The following is a 17198-nucleotide window of genomic DNA, read 5'->3' on the forward strand; positions in this document are numbered from 1 at the left end:
GGACCAGGGTCGCCCCGGCAACCGGCCCTTCCCACCGACACGCGTTTACGGGTCCGCCGCTCGCCATGGAAAACCTGAACCACATGCTGGCCGCCGTCGCGGAGATCGGCCTGTCCTGGCAGATCCTCACGGTGTTCTGGGCCAGCCTTCTGGGGATCGTGATCGGCATGATACCGGGGCTGACGGCGACGCTGGGCGTGGCGCTGATGACCACGCTGACCCTGAGCATGGACCCGGACCGGGCAATCCTGGTGCTGGTGTGCATGTATGTCGGCGCCATCTACGGCGGCAGCCGCTCGGCGATCCTGCTGAACATCCCGGGCACGCCGGCGAACGCGGCGACCTCGCTCGAAGGCTTTCCGCTGGCACGCTCGGGCCAGGCCGGGCGTGCCATGGCCGTGGCGACCACCGGATCGTTCCTCGGCACGGTGGTGGGCATGTCGGCGCTGGCGATCGTCGCGCCGTGGCTGGCGGAATTCGCGCTGGACTTCGGCTCGTTCGAGTTTTTCTGGCTCGCCGTGTTCGGCGTCGTGCTCTGCGGTCAGCTCACGGCGATGGACGATGGGCTGAAGGGCTGGATCTCGGGCTTCTTCGGTCTGCTGGTGGCGATGGTCGGGCAGGAAAGCATCCACGCCTACGCGCGCTTTTCCTGGGGGATATCGGATCTGAGCGGCGGGCTGGGGCTGCTGCCCATCCTGGTGGGCGCGTTCGGCTGCGCCGAGGTGTTCTCGGTCATGCGCGGCGAGGCCGGTCAGGCGGTCGCCAGCAACGCGTCGGGGGTTCTGCGCGCCAGCCTGCAGGCGTTCCGCCACAGTTTCACCTGGATCCGCTCGGGGGTGATCGGGACCTTCATGGGCGTCGTGCCGGGCGTGGGCGAGGACATGGGCGCCTGGGTGTCCTATGCCACCGCGCGCAAACTGTCCCGAGACCCGGACGGATACGGCAAGGGCTCGGTCGAGGGGCTTCTGGCCGCCGAAACCGGCAATTCCGCCGCCGTGCCCGGCGCGCTGATCCCGGTGCTCACGCTGGCGATCCCCGGCTCCGCCCCGGCCGCGGTGCTGCTGGCCGCCATGATCATCCACGGCATCCGGCCGGGGCCGCTGATCATGTACCAGCAACCGGAGTTCTTCTTCTCGATCGTCGCCATGGTGTTCTGGGCCAGTGTCGGCATCCTGGTGCTGGGCCTGCTGCTGACGCGGCCCCTGCTGCTGATCCTCAAGGTGCGTCGCGAATGGCTGCTGGGGATCATCTTCACGCTCTGCACCGTCGGCGCCTTCGCCATCTCCGGGCGCCTGTTCGAGGTGCATCTGATGATCGCTTTCGGCCTGATCGGCTTCCTGATGCGCGAGGCCGGCTTTCCGGTCGCGCCGATGGTGCTGGGCGTCGTGCTGGGCCCGATCCTCGACAGCAACCTGCGCCGCTCGCTTGCGCTGACCGAGGGCGACCTTGCGCCGTTCTTCACCCGTCCGATCAGCGCGGTGCTGGCGCTGCTGGTGCTGGGCATCCTGCTCGCCGGCCTGCTGCCGCTGGGCCGCCTGATCCGCAAGGCGCGCGAACGCAAGCGCGCGGCAGCGCCATGACCCGCAGCGTGCTCGTCTGCGGCTACGGCAGCTTCGGCGCGCTGCACGCCGAGGCCTGGGCCACGCTGCCCGGCATCCGCATGCTGGTCGCCGACCCCGACCCCGGCGCCCGCGCCCGCGCCGAAGGCGCCGGCCTGCCCGGCGACCGGATGTTCGCCGATCCGCGCACGGCGATGGCGCACGCCGATCTGGTCGATATCGCCACCTCGCCCGCGACGCACCTGCCGCTTGCGCTCGAGGCGCTGGCGCGGCGCCTGCCGGTCCTGATCGAAAAGCCGGCGACGCCCGACGTCGCCGGTGCTGAAACGCTGCTTGATGCGGCGCACGGGCTGCCGCTGCAGATCGGCCTGATCCTGCGCGCCCATCCGCTGAGCCTGCGCGCCCGCGCGCTGATCGAGTCCGGCGCGATCGGCCGGATCGTCGGGATCTGGGGGGATTTCTCGGGTTGGAAGCGGATGCGGGCCGACAGCTCGCTGCTGCTGAACGACGGCGTGCATTTCCTCGACCTGATGCGCCACCTGACCGGCTGTCCGATCGTCGGCGTCGAGGCGGTCGCGTGGGCGCGCCTGTCCGGGGCGGTGGCCGACGACATCCGGATCGACACCGTTCACGAGAACGGTCTGGCGGGCGAGCTGCGCCTCGGCCTGCCCCGCGGAGGCGAGACGGCCGACAGCGTGGTGCCGGGGGCGGTGACGCGCAAGACGCTGACCGTCGGCGGCAGCGAGGGCGTGCTGACTCTGGACTTCAACCGCAACCGCCTGTTCCACGGCCGCGCCGGCTACACCCCCTGCCCCGCCGGCTGGAGCGTCGATCCGTCCGCGCTGCACTGGGAGGCGACGCCGGACGTCAGCACGATATCCCTGTTGCGCGACAGCTTCGCCCGGTTCCTGAATGCGCTCGACGACGGCGCCCCGGTCCTTTGCGACGCGCGGCAAGGCGCGCTGGAACTGGCCCGGGTCTGCGCTGCGGTCGAGACGGCGTTGGCGGCGCCGAAACGTCCGTTCACCCTGACGACCCGCGAACCGGAGGACGCCGCATGAGACCCACGACCCAAGACAGGGGCGCGGTCCGCGCCGATCTGTTCAGCGGCGCGGTGGTGACGCTGATCGGCCTCGGCGGATTGCTGGAATCGCTCCGGATGCCCCGCTTCGCCGAGCGCAATGCCGATCCCTATACCGTGCCCGGCGTGACCCCCGGCCTGATCTCGGCGATGCTGCTGATCTTCGGCGTGGCGCTTCTGGTACGGGCCCTGCGCGGGCGGGCATCCGGTGCCGGCGTCAGCATCCACCGCTGGTCCCGGGCCTCGGGTTTCCGCACCGTGCTGACCCTGGCGCTGACGCTGGTCTACGGGCTGCTGCTGTTCGGCAACATCCCGTTCCTGCCCGCCACCGTCGCCTTCGTCTTCGCCTTCACCCTGGTGCTGGACTGGGCGAACCCGGAGCGCAGGCTGCCCCTTGCCTACCTTCTGCCCGGGGCCGCCGTGCTGGCGGTCGCCGCCGGGTTCGGGATCGAGTTCGTGTTCAAGGAGGTGTTCCTGGTGAGGCTTCCCGGATGATCCGCCTGGCGCTCTGCAACGAGGTCCTGCGCGCGCATCCGCTGCCCGAGCAGTGCCGCATCGCCCGCGCGCTCGGCTACGACGCGCTGGAAATTGCACCGTTCACCCTGTCCGACGATCCCGCGCGGCTGCCGCGGGCCGCGCGCCGCGACATCCGCACCACGATCGAGGATGCCGGACTTGCGGTCGCCGGGCTGCACTGGCTGATGACCGCGCCCGCCGGCCTGTCGATCACCGACCCGGTCCGCGCCGACCGTGCCGCCGCGCACATGGCGGCGATGGCCGAACTGTGCGCCGACCTGGGTGGCGCGATCCTGGTGCACGGCTCGCCCGAGCAGCGCGATCTGGCCCACGCCCCCAATCCGGAGATCGCCCGCGAGACCGCCGCGCGCTGCTTCGCCCGCGCCGGGGCGGCGGCCGAGGCGGCAGGCGTGACCTACTGCCTCGAGCCGCTCGCGCCGGTGCTGACCGGGTATCTGAACACCGTCGCGGAATGCGCGGCGCTGCTGGACCAGATCGCCAGCCCCGGCCTGTCGGCCATGCTCGACACCTCGGCGGCGGCCGGCGGCGAGACCGAGCCGCCCGACGCGGTGCTGGCGCGCTGGCTGCCCACCGGCCGGATCTCGCATGTGCATCTGAACGATCCGAACCGCCGCGCGCCGGGACAGGGCCGAATGCAGTTCGGCCCGGTGATGCAGAGGCTTCTGTCCGGCGGCTACGACGGCTTCGTCAGCGTCGAGCCCTTCGTCTATCAGCCATCAGGCGAGGCGACGGCGGCGGTCGCCGCCGGGTATCTGCGCGGCATCCTCGAATCCATCGGAGACGCACAATGACGCAATGCGCGGGGCCTGTTGCGACACCGAACAGACGCGTCCTCGCCAGGGCGCCCGTGCCAGATCGCGCGCCGGGCGAACGCCGGTCCGCGGGCCCCGTGCCCGCCGGACCGAAACAACAGACAAAGGAGTGCTGAATGTCGGCAGATTTCCCCCGCAGCATAGCCGATGAGACGGTTCTGGAAGACGTGCTGTCGACCCCGTCCGCGGCGCTGGTCGAGACGCTCGCCGCGCTGCCCGGCGACATCACCTTCCTCGGCGTCGGCGGCAAGATCGGGCCGACGCTGGCACGGATGGCGAAGCGCGCCGCCCCGGACAAGCGGATCATCGGCGTCGCGCGCTTTTCGGAACCGGGGCTGAAACGGAAACTGGCCGGCTGGGGCATCGAGACGGTGACCTGCGATCTTCTGGACCGCGCGGCGGTTGATGCGCTGGAAAAGACCGAGAACGCCGTGTTCCTTGCCGGGCGCAAGTTCGGCTCCGAGGGCAATCTGGGGCTGACCTGGGCGATGAACGTCCTCTGCCCGGCCATCGTCGCCGAAGCCTTCGCGGCCTCCCGGCTGGTGGTGTATTCCACCGCCTGCGTCTATCCGTTCGTCGACGTCACCAGCGGCGGCGCGCCCGAAACCTTGCGCGTCGCCCCGCCGGGCGAGTACGCGAACTCCTGCATCGGGCGCGAGCGCGTTTTCGAGCACTTCGCCAACACGCACGGGACCCGCTCGGTCATCCTGCGCCTGTCCTACGCGCTCGACCTGCGCTACGGCGTGCTGCACGACATCGCGCGGGCGGTGAAGGCGGGCGCGCCGGTGCCGCTCGACATGGGGCACTGCAACGTGATCTGGCAGGGCAGCGCGAACGACGTGGCGCTGCGGGCGCTGGCGCTGGCGGAGGCGCCGCCGGCGGTTCTGAACCTGTCCGGCCCGGAAACCGCCTCGATCCGGCGCCTGGCCGAGCGGTTCGGCAACGCATTCGGCACCGAACCGGTGTTCACCGGCACCGAGCAGAACCGCGCCTGGCTGGTCGACACCACGCTGCAGCAGCGGCATTTCGGCTATCCGGAGGTGCCGCTCGCGCAGGTCGTCGACTGGACCGCGGACTGGGTGGCGCACGACCGCGGCTCGCTGGGCAAGCCCACCCATTTCGAGGTCCGCGATGGCGCGTACTGACACAGCCCTGGCCAGCCGCAGGAAGGGCACGCGCGATGCCGAGGCGACGCGGGGCGCGATCCTCGACGCCGGCCGCGCCGAGTTCGCCGAGCGCGGCCTGGGCGGCGGCCGGATCGACGCCATCGCCGAGCGCGCAGGCTGCAACAAGGCGATGATCTATCATTATTTCGGCTCCAAGGCGGCGCTGTTCTCGGCAGTGCTGGAGCACAATTACGCGCTGATCCGCTCGGCCGAGGCTGCATTGGACCTGTCGCACAGGGATCCGGTCGAGGCGGTGCGCACGCTGGTCGAGTTCTCGTTCGACTATGTCGCCGCCAACCCCGAGTTCATCAAGCTGATCAACGAAGAGAACCTGCACGCCGGGGTCCACATCGATGCCGCCATGGCGCGCAAGCTCAACAGTCCCGTGGTGGGAACGCTGCGCGAGGTGCTCGCGCGCGGCGCGGCGCAAGGCGTGTTCCGCGGCGATGCCGACCCGCAGCAACTGTACATCTCGATCGCGTCGATCTGCTATTTCTCGATCGCCAACCGCTACACGCTGTCGGCGATCTTCGACCTTCCGCCGGGCGATGCCTTGCTCGGCTACCGCCGCGCCCACGTGATCGAGGTGATCCTCGGATATCTTCGCCCCTGACAAAGGATCGACCGCTTGCTTATCTCCGACATTGCCCCCATTCCGCTCGCCAAGCTGCGCAAGGGCGGGGTCGTTCCGGCGCATCCGCTCGCGCTTACCGCCGGGCGCGAACTGGACGAACGGCGGCAGCGGGCGCTGTCGCGCTACTACCTCGATGCCGGCGCGGCGGGGCTGGCGGTCGGCGTGCACACGACGCAGTTCGCGATCCGCGAAGCCGGTCTGTTTCGCCCCGTACTCGAGCTTGCCGCCGGCGAAGCCGCCCGCCATGGCTCCGAGCCGTTCCTGATCGCCGGGGCGATGGGGCCGACCGCGCAGGCCGTGGACGAGACCGAGACGGCACGCGCGCTCGGCTATCACGCGGTGCTGCTGTCCCTCGCCGGTCGGGACGCGATGGACGAGGACGCGCTGATCGCCCATTGCCGCGCCGTCGCCGGGGTGATGCCGGTGGTCGGCTTCTACCTGCAGCGCGCCGTCGGCGGGCAGCACCTGCCCGCCGGCTTCTGGCGGCGCTTCGCCGGCATCGAGAACGTTCTGGCGATCAAGATGGCGCCGTTCAACCGCTACCAGACGCTGGACGTGATCGAGGCCGTCGTCGCCGCCCGGGCCGAGGACCGCGTCACGCTCTATACCGGCAATGACGATCACATCGTCGCCGACCTGCTGACCGAGGTCCGCATCAAGCGCGACGGCGTCGAGGTGCCGGTGCGTATCCGCGGCGGTCTGTTGGGTCACTGGGCAGTCTGGACCCGGCGGGCGGTCGAACTGCTCGACGAGATCCACGACCGCCCCGGCGGTCGCAGCGTCACCGACTGGCTGGCGCTCGACGCGCTGACCACCCGGGCCAACGCTGTGCTGTTCGACGCCGCCAACGATTTCGCCGGCTGCATCGCCGCGCTGCACGAGGTGCTGCGCCGCCAGGGCCTGCTGGAAGGCACCTGGTGCCTCGATCCGGACGAGAGCATGGGGCCGGGACAGATGGAGCGCCTGGACCGTCTGCTCGCCGAGCATCCGGAACTGACGGACGACGCTTTCGTCGCGACGCATCGCGACCGGTGGCTGACTGGCTGAAGGACCCGGCGCTGCCCGGGCCGACCGGACGGCCGGCTCGAAGCCCCGCAGGCCCAAGCCGGTCCGGCCGACTGGCGGTCAGGCCACCGACACGGTCATCGATCCCAGGCCATCGGCCTCGATCACCATCTCGTCGCCTTTCCGTACCGGGCCGACGCCGGACGGGGTGCCCGACAGGATCACGTCGCCCGCCGCCAGTTCGAAATACTCCGACAGATAGGCGATCATCTCGGGGACCTTCCAGATCATCTGGTTGAGGTCGCCCTCCTGCCGCACCTCGCCATTCACGCTCAACGCTATCCGGCCGGCGCTGGGGTGACCCACCGCGGCGACCGGATGGATCGGCCCGACCGGCGCCGAGCGCTCGAACGCCTTGCCAATCTCCCAGGGCCGGCCAAGCTTCTTCTGCTCGCCCTGCAGGTCGCGCCGGGTCATGTCCAGCGCCAGCGCATAGCCGAACACATGCTCCAGCGCATCGTCGACGGCGATGTTGGTGCCGCCGGTTTTCAGCATTACCGCGATCTCGGCCTCGTGATGCACGTCCGAGGTATTCGGCGGATACGGAAACGTGCCCGAAGGATCGAGATTGTCGGCGTTCTTCTGGAAGAAGAACGGCGGCTCGCGGTCCGGATCGTGCCCCATCTCGATCGCGTGGGCCGCATAGTTGCGACCGATGCAGTACACCCGGCGGACGGGAAACCGCCGGTCAGACCCGGCGACCGGCAGCGCGACCACCGCCGGGGCATCGATGACGTAATCAGACATGAGTGGGACCTCCCGTTGCTGGCCGGATTCGACCAAATCATAACCATTCCGGACCAATTTCGAGACTGAAGGGATCTTTCGTCCGAAATGCTTGCGATCTGGCCCGCGATGACGCAATCTATCTCCGATATGAACGAATTGATCAACCAATATTCCGCCTCCGAGCCGCCCGCACCTGCTGCCGGCGGCCACGGCCGGGATGTGGTCGATGCGCTGCGGGACCTGATCGCCGGCGGCGGCTACCAACCCGGCGACCGGCTGCCGCCCGAGCGCGAGCTGACGGAACGGTTCGGGATCAAGCGCGCCGCCCTGCGCAAGGCGCTGGAGACGCTGGAGCGCGACGGGCTGATCTGGCGCCACGTCGGCAAGGGCACCTTCGTGTCCAGCGCGCGCGGCGGCACCCCCGTCGCCAGCCTGGCCGAGCTGAGCCGCCAGGTCGGCCCGCTGCAGATGATGCGCGCGCGGCTGTCGATGGAACCGGCGATCGCGCGCGAAGCGGCGGTGAACGCCACCGCCGAGGCTGTCGCCCGGATCGAGAACGCGCGCGAAGGCGCCTTTGCCGCCGCCAGCTGGGACGACTACGAAGCCTGCGACGACGTGTTCCACCGCGCCATCGCCGAGGCGACCGGCAACGCGCTTCTGCTGGCGCTGTTCGACCAGCTGAACCACGTCCGCCGCGCCATCGCCTGGGACACGGTGGTGCGCACGTCGGAACGCCCGCCGCGCGACCATACCAGTTTCACCGAGCACGACCGCATCGTCGCGGCGATCCAGACCCGCAATCCGGTCGAGGCGCACGCCGCCATGCGCACGCACCTCGGCTCGGTGTCGGCGCGCCTGTTCGGGGAGGTCTGAACCGGCAGCCGCACGATTCCGGACCACGGAACAAGACCAAGAAGCCAAAACAAGGGAGGAAAGAATGTCGATACTGAAGATCCTGGGACGCGTCGCCATCGCGCCGGCGGCCCTGGCCCTGTCGATGGCCGCGGCCAGCGCCGACACCATCCGCATCGCGCTGGCCGAGACACCGTCGGACGAGCTTGCCGCCTTCTTCGTCGCCCTCGACCGCGCCAGGGCGAACGGGCTGGACTACGAGTGGACGGCGTTCTCCGACGAGGAACTCGCGATCCAGGCGGTGATCAGCGGCCAGATGGACATCGGCTTCGGCACGCCCTACGCGGCGATGCAGCGGTCGAAGGCGCCGCTGCGGATCATCTTCCAGCTGTCGAAGCTGAAGTTCTTCCCGGTCACCACCACCAAGTACAGCGCGCTGGAGGATCTGGACGGCGAGCCGATCCTGCTGCACTCGCGCGGCGGCGGCACCGACTCGATCGCCAACGTGATCGAGGAGCGGGTGGGCATCACCTTCGGCGAGCGGTCGTACGTTCCGGGCTCGTCGAACCGGGTGGCCGCATTGCTGGGCGGGCGCGCCGACGCCACGATCATCGATCTGTCGAACAAGAACAAGCTGATGCGCAGCGAGGCGGCGGGCGATTTCAACGTGCTCGAGATGTTCGACGTCGAGGCCAGCGACGAGGCGCTGTTCGCCAACCTGAACTGGATCCAGGAAAACGAGGAGGACGTGCAGATCTTCGTCGATGCGCTGCTCGGCACCTGGCAGGACATGGCCGAGGATCCGACGATCATCCGGCAGGAGACCGACCCCGACGGCCCGATCGGCCAGCTTCCGCAGGAAATCCTTGCCGAGCTCGACGGGTTCTACAAGGACGCGGTCGAGGGCGGGCTCTACGATGCCAACGGCGGCGGGCGAAAGGCGGCGCAGGCCGATCTGGAGTGGTACTCGTCGGCCGGCCAGCTCGAGGGTGACCCGAGCGAGCTGAACATCGAGGACTTCTGGTATCTCGCGCCGCTCGACGCGGCGATGAAGTAGACCTCGTCTGCCGCCGCACCCGGTCCCCGGGCGCGGCGGCTTCGACCCTCGGTCATCGGAAAGAGACGCTTCATGCCCAGACGAGCCTTGCTGCTCAAGCTGCTGTCGGCCGCGATCCTGTTCGGCGCATGGGAGGTCGCGGGCCGGATCCCGGTCAGCTACGCCTTCCCCACCTTCATCGACTCGATGCGGGCGCTGCTGGAGATGTTCGCCGACGGCACGATGATCGCCGCCTATGCCGAGACGCTGAAGCCGCTGGCCGTCGGCATCGCCATTTCCGCCGTGCTGGGGATCGCCATCGGCCTGTGGGTCGGCCTGAGCAGCGTGTTCGACTGGCTGTTCTCGCCGATCTTCGTGGTGATGCAGGCGGCGCCGCTGGCGGCGCTGATCCCGCTGCTGGTGCTGGCCTACGGCATCGGGCTGACCTCGAAGGTGCTGGTGGTGTGCATCATGGCGATGCCGGTGATCGTGCTGAACACCAGCGGCGCGGTGCGCAACACCCCCGAATCGCTGAAGGAGATGGGGCGCTCGTTCCTTGCTTCCGAGCTGTCGATCATCCTGCGCATCATCATCCCCGCCGCCTCGCCGGTGATCTTCGCCGGCTTGCGGCTGGGCATCTCGGCAGGGTTCATCGGCGCGATCCTGGCCGAGCTGAAGATCACCCCCACCGGGGTCGGCGACATCATCACCTTCAGCCGCTCGATCGCCGACTATCCCAGCATGTATGCGGCCATCTTCTCGATCATCCTGCTGGCGGTTCTGTTCCTGAACCTGCTGGAAAAGGTGGAAACCGTCCTGTTCGAAGGAAACCAGCGTGGCTATGTCTCAGATTGAAAAATTGATCATGCAGCCCGACCCCGCCGCGCTCGAAAGCGCCGTCTCGGTCCGCCACATCAGCAAGAACTACGGCCCGGTCGAGGCGCTGCGCGACCTGTCGCTGGAGTTTCCGCGCGGCCAGCTGACCTCGCTGCTGGGACCGTCCGGCTGCGGCAAGACCACGCTGCTGAAGATCATCGCCGGCCTGCTGGAGCCGACCTCGGGCGAGATCGAGGTGAACGGCAGGAAGGTCACCGGCCCCGGCCCGGACCGCGCCTTCGTGTTCCAGGACTTCGCGCTGATGCCCTGGGCCAACGTGATCCGCAACGTCGGCTTCGGGCTGGAGATGCGCGGCGTGCCGACCTCCGAACGCGAGGCCATCGCCGAGCGTTACATCCGGCAGGTCGGGCTGGCGGGGTTCGAGAAAAGCTACCCGCACGAGCTGTCCGGCGGCATGCGGCAGCGCGTCGGCCTGGCCCGGGCACTGGCGGTCGACGCCGAGGTGCTGCTGATGGACGAGCCGTTCTCGGCGGTGGACGAACAGACCCGCCGCAAGTTCCAGGAGGATCTGCTCGGCCTGGTCCAGAACGAGAACAAGACCTTCATCTTCGTCACCCACTCGATCGAGGAGGCGGTCTATGTCTCGGACCAGATCGCGATCCTGCTGCCCCGCCCCAGCCGCGTGCACGAGATCATCCGCCCGTCCAGCTTCCGCAACAAGGGCGTCGACAACATCCGCCGCGATCCCGAATACCTGGACATCGTCGACCAGATCTGGGCCTCGCTCAGAAGCTATGTGGAATAGGGGGGCGGCATGATCGTTTACGGATACCGCCTGCCGGGCATGTCGTCGCTTCTGCTGTGGGGCCTGCTGTGGGAGATCGTCGGCCGTGCCGGGCTGACCTTCTTCGTTCCGCCGCTGAGCGAGGTGGTGGTCACGCTGTTCCAGGTCCTCGGCACCGCCGCGTTCCAGAAGGCGCTGTTCGAAACCGCATACGCCTTCGTGGCGGGGGTCGCGGCGGCGATCCTGATCGGTATCCCGGTGGGCATCCTGATGGGCAAGAGCCGGCTGCTGGACGAGCTTCTGCTGCCCTGGGTGAACGTGTTCCTCAGCGCGCCGCTGACGGCGCTGGTGCCGGTGCTGATGGTGCTTTTCGGGTTCGGCATGAAGGCGATCATCGTCACCACCACCCTGTTCGCGATCTGGATCATCATCCTGAACGCGCGCGCGGGCGTGCGGCAGATCAACAAATCGCTGGTCGAGATGGCCCGCAGCTTCGGTGCCTCGCCGCTCAACGCGTTCTTCAAGATCTACTTCTGGGCGGCGCTGCCCGAGATCCTGGGCGGGGTGCGGATCGGCATCATCCGCGCGGTGAAGGGGGTGATCATCGGCCAGCTGCTGATCTCGATCGTCGGCTTCGGCGCGCTGTTCGAACTTTACTCGGCCAACTTCCTGATGGCGCATTTCTGGGCGGTGCTGATCGTGCTCTTCGCGCTCGCCTTCACGATCTCGGAATTTCTCGCCTATCTCGAGCGCCGGGTGTCGTACTACGCCGCCAAGCGCTGACACTGGCAGGGCCGAGCGGCCGGACGGGCCGCGCCGGACCTGCAGCGCCGTTGACTGCGCCGCAGGCGATGGACGTTGATCAGGCGGCGGCGGTGCCACTAGGCTGCTGGCATGACGCCCGCCGCCAAAGCCCGCACCGTCGTTCTGTCCGTCGCGCTCGCCGCGCTTGCGGCGGCGCCGGTCTCGGCCGATGGCGGGCTGACGGTGGCCACCTGGGGCGGTGCCTATCAGGTCAGCCAGGAGATCGCCTACGGCGGCGGGTTCACCGCCGAGACCGGCATTGCGGTCGACTGGGCCGAGTACCGCGGCGGACTGGAGGAAATCCGGGCGCAGGTCGCGAGCGGCCGGATCGCCTGGGACGTCGTTGACGTGCTGGGCCACGACGCCCGTGCGGGCTGCGACGAGGGCCTGTTCCTGAAACTGCCGGACGATCTGTTTCCGCAGGCGCTGGACCGCGACCTGGTGATCCCGCGCCCCAACGCCTGCGTCGGCCCGAACATCACCTGGTCCTGGGTCACGGCCTACGATGCCCGCGCCTTTGCCGATGCTGCCCCGGCCACGCTGGCGGATTTCTTCGACATCGAAGGGTTCCCGGGGCCCCGGGCCATCGCCGCCTTCCCGCAGGCCAACCTCGAGATGGCGCTGCTGGCGGACGGCGTGCCGCCGGCGCAGGTCTATCCGCTTCTGGCCGGCGAAGCGGGCGTCGAGCGGGCGCTGGCGATGCTCACACGGATCGCGCCCGAGCTGCGGTTCTGGTCCTCGGGCGAGGAGCCGGTGGCGCTGTTGCGCTCCGGCGAGGTGGCGATGAGCACCGCCTACAACGGTCGCGTCGCCGCCGCCCACCTGTCCGGCGCCACCGAGATCCGCACGGTCTACGACGGCCAGATCCTGGACGAGGAATGGTTCGCGATCGTCGCGGGAACGCCGAACGCGCCGGCCGCGCTGGCGTTCCTGCGCCATGCCGCCGAGCCGGAACAGCAGGCCGCGCAGGCCCGCTGGATCCCGTACGGCCCGATGCGCCGCTCGGCGCTCGGCATCATCGCCGCCGGCGAGCCTTGGTTCCACACCGGTCAGCCGGTGCTGCCGCACATCCCCTCGCGGCAGGACCGCGTGGAAGGCGCGCTGATCCTCGACGCGGATTTCTGGACCGAGCATGGCGCCAGGCTCGCGGACCGATTCGCGGAATGGAGGCGCGGCCTGGGGCATTGAGGGCGCTGCGCCCGTCAGTCCGGGTGGTGGTCGCGCGACGCGCAGCTGGAAACCAGCAACACCCAACCCCATTGGAAGTCGCCGGTCTGACCGTGCGCGTCGAGATAGCTTTCCTGTATTCGGTAGGCGTCCCATTCCATCGCCTGCGGGCAGTACCAATGCCGCGCCGCGGCCTGCCGGTGGTGCACCAGTTCATGCAGCAGGACGCTGCGGTCCCACGCCGTGTCGCCCGACCACGGCCGGACAAGATAGATGGTGGCGGTCGCCTCGTCATAAAGCCCGCGCACGGTGTCCTCGAGCCGGGTCAACCGGCCTTCGTAGGACACCTCGTCCCCGGCCGCGATCAGGGCGACCCGCACCAGCGGGATCGCGGAGCGCGGCAATTCGGTGTTGGCGTCAAGCCAGTCTTCGAGTTCCTCGATCAGCGCTTGGCGTGTCGGCGATCCGAGCACGCGCAAAGACGAACCGGTCTCCGGTGCTGCGACTGCCGGCCCGGCGAGGGCCAGAAGAATTGCGGCGGCTCTGAACACGGTCATCGGCCGGCTCCCTTGCTTCGAGGTGTCACTGCAACGGCTGTGCCGGCCGCCCCTCAGATTCGCCGCAAGCGGGTCTCAACCGGGTCTCAAAACGTCGGATTCGCGGCGGATTTGTCTGGCGCGGCGGAGCGTCGCCGACCTGCCCGCTTGACCTCGCGGCGGCAGCGGGCGGACACTTTCCGGCATGGCCGAGCTGCACATGACACTGCTCGGGCGCTTTCGCGTGACCACCGCCGAGGGCGCCGAGATTCGGATCGGGACCCGGAAGGCCCGTGCCGCACTGGCCTGCCTGCTGATGGCGCGCGGCCGCCCGGTGCCGCGGGACCGGCTTGCCGGCCTGCTGTGGAGCCGCGGCGAAACCCGGCAGTCCCTCGCCTCGCTCAGCCAGGCGCTCTACAGCCTGCGGCGCGCGCTGGACCGGCACGCGCCCGGGCTGATCGCGGCGGACGTGGCGGCGGTATCGGTCGATGCGTCCCGCGTGACGGTCGATGCCCTTGCGCTCGAGAAGGCGGCACGCGAACCGGCGCCCCGTTCCTGCGCGCGCTGCCTTTCGCTTTACGCCGGGCCGTTCCTGGACGACCTCGCGATCGACACCGAGGAGGCATACACGGAATGGCGGGGCGCCGAGCGGGTGCGGCTCGAAGGCCTTGCGGAAACGGCAGGCACGAGCCTGATGAACGCGTGGGAGACCGCGCCTGAAACGGCCGACGCCGACGCGATCGAGAGCCTGCTTCGCATCGATCCCTATTCCGAACCGGCGATGCGGGTAAAGCTGCGGCTGCTGGCGCGGGACGGTCGCCCGGCGGCCGCGCTGGGCGCCGCCGAACGGTTCGCGCAGCGCCTTGCCGGCGACCTCGGGATCGCGCCTTCGGCCGGGTTCGCCGAACTGGCCGACGCGATCCGCGCGGGCAGGCTCGCCACCGCCGCGCCGGCGCCGCGGATACCGGCGCGCGCTCCGGTGGCGCCGCGGAGGCGGCCCCGCCATGCAGTCCTTGCGGCAATGCTCGTGGCCGCGCTTGCCGGCGCGGTGTTCCTTGCGCTGCCGGATCCCGGACCCGATCCCGAAGCGATGCGGCTGCTGGTCCGCCCGTTCGACGCCGGCGACGGAGTCGCCGACGGTATGGCGGCCGGGTTCGGCGACGATCTGTCGACCGAACTGGTGCGCCGGACCGGCCTCGAAATCATGTCGCGCGAAAGCGGGCGGCTGATCCCCGAGGACGCGGCCGCGCGAAGTGGCGCCAGCCATGTCCTGCGCGGACGGCTGCGGGCCGAGGACGACCAGCTGATCCTCAACCTCTGGATCACCGATCTCGGGAGCGGACGCGAGGTCTGGGCCGGCAGGTTCTCCGCGCCCGCCGCCGATCCGCGCCGCTTCCGCGACCAGGTGCTTGCCGGCGTGGCGGCGCAGATCGACCTGACGCTTGCCCCCGCGCCGCCGTCGCCGGCGCCGCCGCTGCCGCACGACGTGCTGCCCGGCTACCTGCGCAGCCTCGGCCTGTTGCACGCGGGCACGGCGGCCGCGAACGCCGAGGCGATCGCCCTGCTCACGCCGATCGCCGCGCGCTTTCCGGACTCGGTGGCGCCGGCGGCGGCCCTTGCCGTGGCCCACGAGCGGATCGCCTTCGGACCCGACGCCTATGCAAGGGCCGCGGGCCAGCATTGGCTGGAAGGGTATCTTGCGCTAAAGGCAATCCTGGCGCGGCACGCGGCAGACCACCCGGACCTGCTTGCCGCGCGCGCGCGGCTGGCGCTGCGACGGCGCGATCTCGCCGCGGCCGAGGCGCTGGCGCGCACGGCCCTGCGGCTGGAGCCGGCCCATGTGGCAACGCTCGAAGTGCTGGCCGAGACCTATGCGCTTACGGGCCGGCTGGAACCGGCCGAACAGCTGGCCGCCCGCGCGATCGCGCTTTCGCCCGGCGCGCCGCAGGACGGCTACACCGTGCTTGCGCTGGCGCGGCTTGCGCGCGGGGACATCGGCGGCGCGCGGACGGCGGCCGCCTCGGCACGAGAGTTCGCGCGCCCGCCGCCGGTCCGGCTGCTGGCGCTGATCGCCGCACTGGAGAGCCTGGCCGGAAATCCGGACGCCGCCGCGCGGGCCCACGCGGATTTCGTCGCGGCGGTGGAAAGCCGGCCCTACGCTGCGTGGAAGATCGGAACCGTCACCTACGCCAATCCGCGCGCCGCGACCTGGCGACGCCCGGATCCGGCCGAGACGCTCGACCTCTTCGGCTTCGCGGATGCCGCGGTCCGAGACCGGCTGCTGGCTGGCCTGACCGGGGCCGATCCGGCCGCGCGCGGGCACGCGCCGCCGATCCGGCCGCTCGCGCCTCTGGCGGGCGACGACATCCGGCGGACCCTGTTCGGCCACAAGATCGCCGGCGCGTCGTCCTGGCTGGTGCAACAGCCGTGGCGGCAGGTCCGGACCGACAGCGGCGCGCTGTTCCAGTCCGGGCCGTTCGGGCCGCTGCCCGCCGCGGAGGAAGGCACCAGCGGGATCTCGGGCGATCGCCTGTGCGACCGCTGGATCTGGCAGGAGGTGACGCTGGAGGCCTGCCAGCTGGTCTTCCGGTCCGGCGATGACGGAAACTTTGCACTGGTCGGCGAACTCGGCCGCTTCGCGTTCCGCCTGGCCGACTGACGCCGTGGCCGCGCGGTCCCGCCGGGATCGGGCGGGTGCGAGAGTTCGCCACCGACGTGGGCGAACAGGCTCCTGGTCCTGTTGCCGGGCGGATGGCGGAAATGAGCTGGCGCTACTTTTCCTGCTCGGCTCGTTCGCGGCGCTGGTGCTGATCGACGCGCCGATCGCGGTGCCGCCGGGGCTGTCCTGCATCCTCTACCTGCTGGTCGCCGACACCGCGCCGATGATCGTCGTGGCACAACGGGCGTTGGCCGGGATCGACAGCTTCGCCCGGCTGGCGACCCCCGCTGTTCCTGCTGGCCGGGCTGCTGATGGCGCATGGCGGGCTGGCGCCGCGGAACATTGCGCCGTGTTCGGCGCTGGCCGGGCGGCGGACCGGCGGCATGGCCATCGTCATGATCATCGCCTGCAGGCTGCTATGTCGGCAGGTACAACCTCGACTGGATGCACGACCTGATCGGCAATGACGTGGAAGGACCGCCGAACTGGCGGACAATGTGGCGCACGGTTAGACATGCCTTGCAGCAGATCGCAAAAAGGAACTTGCCATGACCATCTCGCGTATCGGCACCGGGCCGCGCATGAGCCAGGCCGTCATTCACGGCGACACCGTATATCTTGCCGGTCAGGTCGGCTCGCCAGGGGCGGACGTCGCCACGCAGACGCAGGAGTGTCTGGACAAGGTGGACGGTCTGCTGGCGCAGGCCGGAAGCGGCCGCGACCGGCTGTTGCAGGTGACCGTCTGGCTTACCGACATGGCCGACTTCGACGCGATGAACGCCGTCTACGATGCCTGGGTCGTGGCCGGCGCGACGCCCACGCGGGCCTGCGGCGAATCGCGGCTGGCCAGCCCCGAGTACCGCGTCGAGGTCATCGCCGTCGCGGCGCGCTGATCGACGCCTGCACCGGGCCGCCGGGCCACGGCCGGCCCGGCGCGGTT

General features: G+C 69.9%; 18 protein-coding genes. 16 read left to right on the forward strand and 2 right to left on the reverse strand.

Annotated elements, in window-relative coordinates; all coding sequences use genetic code 11:
- Positions 1 to 65 precede the first annotated feature (65 nt).
- The 7 genes from GE300_RS11815 to GE300_RS11845 all read left to right on the forward strand — a co-directional run bounded on the left by GE300_RS11815 (position 66) and on the right by GE300_RS11845 (position 6836).
- The gene (locus tag GE300_RS11815; protein WP_233416959.1) at positions 66 to 1580 is read left to right on the forward strand and encodes a tripartite tricarboxylate transporter permease; all 1515 of its coding nucleotides are present in this window, start codon (positions 66 to 68) and stop codon (positions 1578 to 1580) included.
- A complete protein-coding gene (locus GE300_RS11820) occupies positions 1577 to 2620 on the forward strand; it encodes a Gfo/Idh/MocA family protein (RefSeq protein WP_154446777.1) in 1044 nt (347 codons plus the stop codon). The genes GE300_RS11815 and GE300_RS11820 overlap by 4 nt, the downstream gene beginning before the upstream one ends.
- Positions 2617 to 3135 carry a tripartite tricarboxylate transporter TctB family protein gene (locus tag GE300_RS11825; protein WP_154446778.1) on the forward strand — a complete coding sequence of 173 codons (519 nt, stop codon included), beginning with the start codon at positions 2617 to 2619 and terminating at the stop codon, positions 3133 to 3135. The genes GE300_RS11820 and GE300_RS11825 overlap by 4 nt, the downstream gene beginning before the upstream one ends.
- Positions 3132 to 3968 carry a sugar phosphate isomerase/epimerase family protein gene (locus tag GE300_RS11830; protein ID WP_154446779.1) on the forward strand — a complete coding sequence of 279 codons (837 nt, stop codon included), beginning with the start codon at positions 3132 to 3134 and terminating at the stop codon, positions 3966 to 3968. The genes GE300_RS11825 and GE300_RS11830 overlap by 4 nt, the downstream gene beginning before the upstream one ends.
- A 137-nt stretch (positions 3969 to 4105) precedes the next feature.
- Positions 4106 to 5134, forward strand: coding sequence for an NAD-dependent epimerase/dehydratase family protein (locus GE300_RS11835; protein WP_154446780.1), 1029 nt, complete (start codon positions 4106 to 4108; stop codon positions 5132 to 5134).
- Positions 5121 to 5768, forward strand: a complete 648-nt coding sequence (locus GE300_RS11840; protein WP_154446781.1) for a TetR/AcrR family transcriptional regulator — start codon at positions 5121 to 5123, stop codon at positions 5766 to 5768. The genes GE300_RS11835 and GE300_RS11840 overlap by 14 nt, the downstream gene beginning before the upstream one ends.
- A gap of 15 nt (positions 5769 to 5783) precedes the next feature.
- Positions 5784 to 6836: a dihydrodipicolinate synthase family protein gene (locus tag GE300_RS11845; RefSeq protein WP_154446782.1), complete on the forward strand. Its 1053-nt coding sequence runs from the start codon at positions 5784 to 5786 to the stop codon at positions 6834 to 6836.
- Positions 6837 to 6914: 78 nt separating this feature from the next.
- Here GE300_RS11845 and GE300_RS11850 read toward each other — a convergent pair whose 3' ends face one another.
- The gene (locus GE300_RS11850; protein ID WP_154446783.1) at positions 6915 to 7601 is read right to left on the reverse strand and encodes a fumarylacetoacetate hydrolase family protein; all 687 of its coding nucleotides are present in this window, start codon (positions 7599 to 7601) and stop codon (positions 6915 to 6917) included.
- Between the two features lie 129 nt (positions 7602 to 7730).
- On the opposite strand from GE300_RS11850, the gene GE300_RS11855 reads away from it, so the two are divergent.
- The 6 genes from GE300_RS11855 to GE300_RS11880 all read left to right on the forward strand — a co-directional run bounded on the left by GE300_RS11855 (position 7731) and on the right by GE300_RS11880 (position 13084).
- Positions 7731 to 8456 carry a FadR/GntR family transcriptional regulator gene (locus GE300_RS11855; protein WP_154446784.1) on the forward strand — a complete coding sequence of 242 codons (726 nt, stop codon included), beginning with the start codon at positions 7731 to 7733 and terminating at the stop codon, positions 8454 to 8456.
- A gap of 64 nt (positions 8457 to 8520) precedes the next feature.
- A complete protein-coding gene (locus tag GE300_RS11860; RefSeq protein ID WP_154446785.1) occupies positions 8521 to 9492 on the forward strand; it encodes an ABC transporter substrate-binding protein in 972 nt (323 codons plus the stop codon).
- A 72-nt stretch (positions 9493 to 9564) separates the two neighbouring features.
- Positions 9565 to 10326, forward strand: a complete 762-nt coding sequence (locus GE300_RS11865; RefSeq protein ID WP_154446786.1) for an ABC transporter permease — start codon at positions 9565 to 9567, stop codon at positions 10324 to 10326.
- A complete protein-coding gene (locus tag GE300_RS11870; protein ID WP_154446787.1) occupies positions 10313 to 11113 on the forward strand; it encodes an ABC transporter ATP-binding protein in 801 nt (266 codons plus the stop codon). The genes GE300_RS11865 and GE300_RS11870 overlap by 14 nt, the downstream gene beginning before the upstream one ends.
- A 9-nt stretch (positions 11114 to 11122) precedes the next feature.
- Positions 11123 to 11875 carry an ABC transporter permease gene (locus GE300_RS11875; protein ID WP_154446788.1) on the forward strand — a complete coding sequence of 251 codons (753 nt, stop codon included), beginning with the start codon at positions 11123 to 11125 and terminating at the stop codon, positions 11873 to 11875.
- A 111-nt stretch (positions 11876 to 11986) separates the two neighbouring features.
- The gene (locus GE300_RS11880) at positions 11987 to 13084 is read left to right on the forward strand and encodes an extracellular solute-binding protein (protein WP_154446789.1); all 1098 of its coding nucleotides are present in this window, start codon (positions 11987 to 11989) and stop codon (positions 13082 to 13084) included.
- Between the two features lie 14 nt (positions 13085 to 13098).
- Here the strand turns inward: GE300_RS11880 and GE300_RS11885 are convergent, their stop codons facing one another.
- On the reverse strand, positions 13099 to 13620 hold the full coding sequence (locus GE300_RS11885) for a DUF6647 family protein (protein ID WP_154446790.1): 522 nt from the start codon (positions 13618 to 13620) through the stop codon (positions 13099 to 13101).
- A gap of 184 nt (positions 13621 to 13804) precedes the next feature.
- On the opposite strand from GE300_RS11885, the gene GE300_RS11890 reads away from it, so the two are divergent.
- The 3 genes from GE300_RS11890 (at position 13805) to GE300_RS11900 (ending at position 17151) form a co-directional block, all read left to right on the forward strand.
- Positions 13805 to 16258 (forward strand): BTAD domain-containing putative transcriptional regulator, encoded by a 2454-nt coding sequence (locus tag GE300_RS11890; protein WP_154446791.1) that lies wholly within the window; start codon positions 13805 to 13807, stop codon positions 16256 to 16258.
- A gap of 311 nt (positions 16259 to 16569) precedes the next feature.
- Positions 16570 to 16725: a hypothetical protein gene (locus tag GE300_RS22965; protein ID WP_233416960.1), complete on the forward strand. Its 156-nt coding sequence runs from the start codon at positions 16570 to 16572 to the stop codon at positions 16723 to 16725.
- Positions 16726 to 16806: 81 nt separating this feature from the next.
- Positions 16807 to 17151, forward strand: coding sequence for a RidA family protein (locus tag GE300_RS11900; RefSeq protein ID WP_154446792.1), 345 nt, complete (start codon positions 16807 to 16809; stop codon positions 17149 to 17151).
- Positions 17152 to 17198: the final 47 nt, after the last annotated feature.

Source organism: Halovulum marinum (assembly GCF_009697225.1).
Taxonomy (GTDB): Bacteria; Pseudomonadota; Alphaproteobacteria; order Rhodobacterales; family Rhodobacteraceae; genus Halovulum; species Halovulum marinum.

Coding starts and splice junctions, on each gene's coding strand:
- GE300_RS11815 (WP_233416959.1), top strand. CDS start 66: ATGGAAAACCTGAACCACATGCTGGCCGCCGTCGCGGAGATCGGCCTG.
- GE300_RS11820 (WP_154446777.1), top strand. CDS start 1,577: ATGACCCGCAGCGTGCTCGTCTGCGGCTACGGCAGCTTCGGCGCGCTG.
- GE300_RS11825 (WP_154446778.1), top strand. CDS start 2,617: ATGAGACCCACGACCCAAGACAGGGGCGCGGTCCGCGCCGATCTGTTC.
- GE300_RS11830 (WP_154446779.1), top strand. CDS start 3,132: ATGATCCGCCTGGCGCTCTGCAACGAGGTCCTGCGCGCGCATCCGCTG.
- GE300_RS11835 (WP_154446780.1), top strand. CDS start 4,106: ATGTCGGCAGATTTCCCCCGCAGCATAGCCGATGAGACGGTTCTGGAA.
- GE300_RS11840 (WP_154446781.1), top strand. CDS start 5,121: ATGGCGCGTACTGACACAGCCCTGGCCAGCCGCAGGAAGGGCACGCGC.
- GE300_RS11850 (WP_154446783.1), bottom strand. CDS start 7,601: ATGTCTGATTACGTCATCGATGCCCCGGCGGTGGTCGCGCTGCCGGTC.
- GE300_RS11855 (WP_154446784.1), top strand. CDS start 7,731: ATGAACGAATTGATCAACCAATATTCCGCCTCCGAGCCGCCCGCACCT.
- GE300_RS11860 (WP_154446785.1), top strand. CDS start 8,521: ATGTCGATACTGAAGATCCTGGGACGCGTCGCCATCGCGCCGGCGGCC.
- GE300_RS11865 (WP_154446786.1), top strand. CDS start 9,565: ATGCCCAGACGAGCCTTGCTGCTCAAGCTGCTGTCGGCCGCGATCCTG.
- GE300_RS11870 (WP_154446787.1), top strand. CDS start 10,313: ATGTCTCAGATTGAAAAATTGATCATGCAGCCCGACCCCGCCGCGCTC.
- GE300_RS11875 (WP_154446788.1), top strand. CDS start 11,123: ATGATCGTTTACGGATACCGCCTGCCGGGCATGTCGTCGCTTCTGCTG.
- GE300_RS11880 (WP_154446789.1), top strand. CDS start 11,987: ATGACGCCCGCCGCCAAAGCCCGCACCGTCGTTCTGTCCGTCGCGCTC.
- GE300_RS11885 (WP_154446790.1), bottom strand. CDS start 13,620: ATGACCGTGTTCAGAGCCGCCGCAATTCTTCTGGCCCTCGCCGGGCCG.
- GE300_RS11890 (WP_154446791.1), top strand. CDS start 13,805: ATGGCCGAGCTGCACATGACACTGCTCGGGCGCTTTCGCGTGACCACC.
- GE300_RS22965 (WP_233416960.1), top strand. CDS start 16,570: ATGGCGCATGGCGGGCTGGCGCCGCGGAACATTGCGCCGTGTTCGGCG.
- GE300_RS11900 (WP_154446792.1), top strand. CDS start 16,807: ATGACCATCTCGCGTATCGGCACCGGGCCGCGCATGAGCCAGGCCGTC.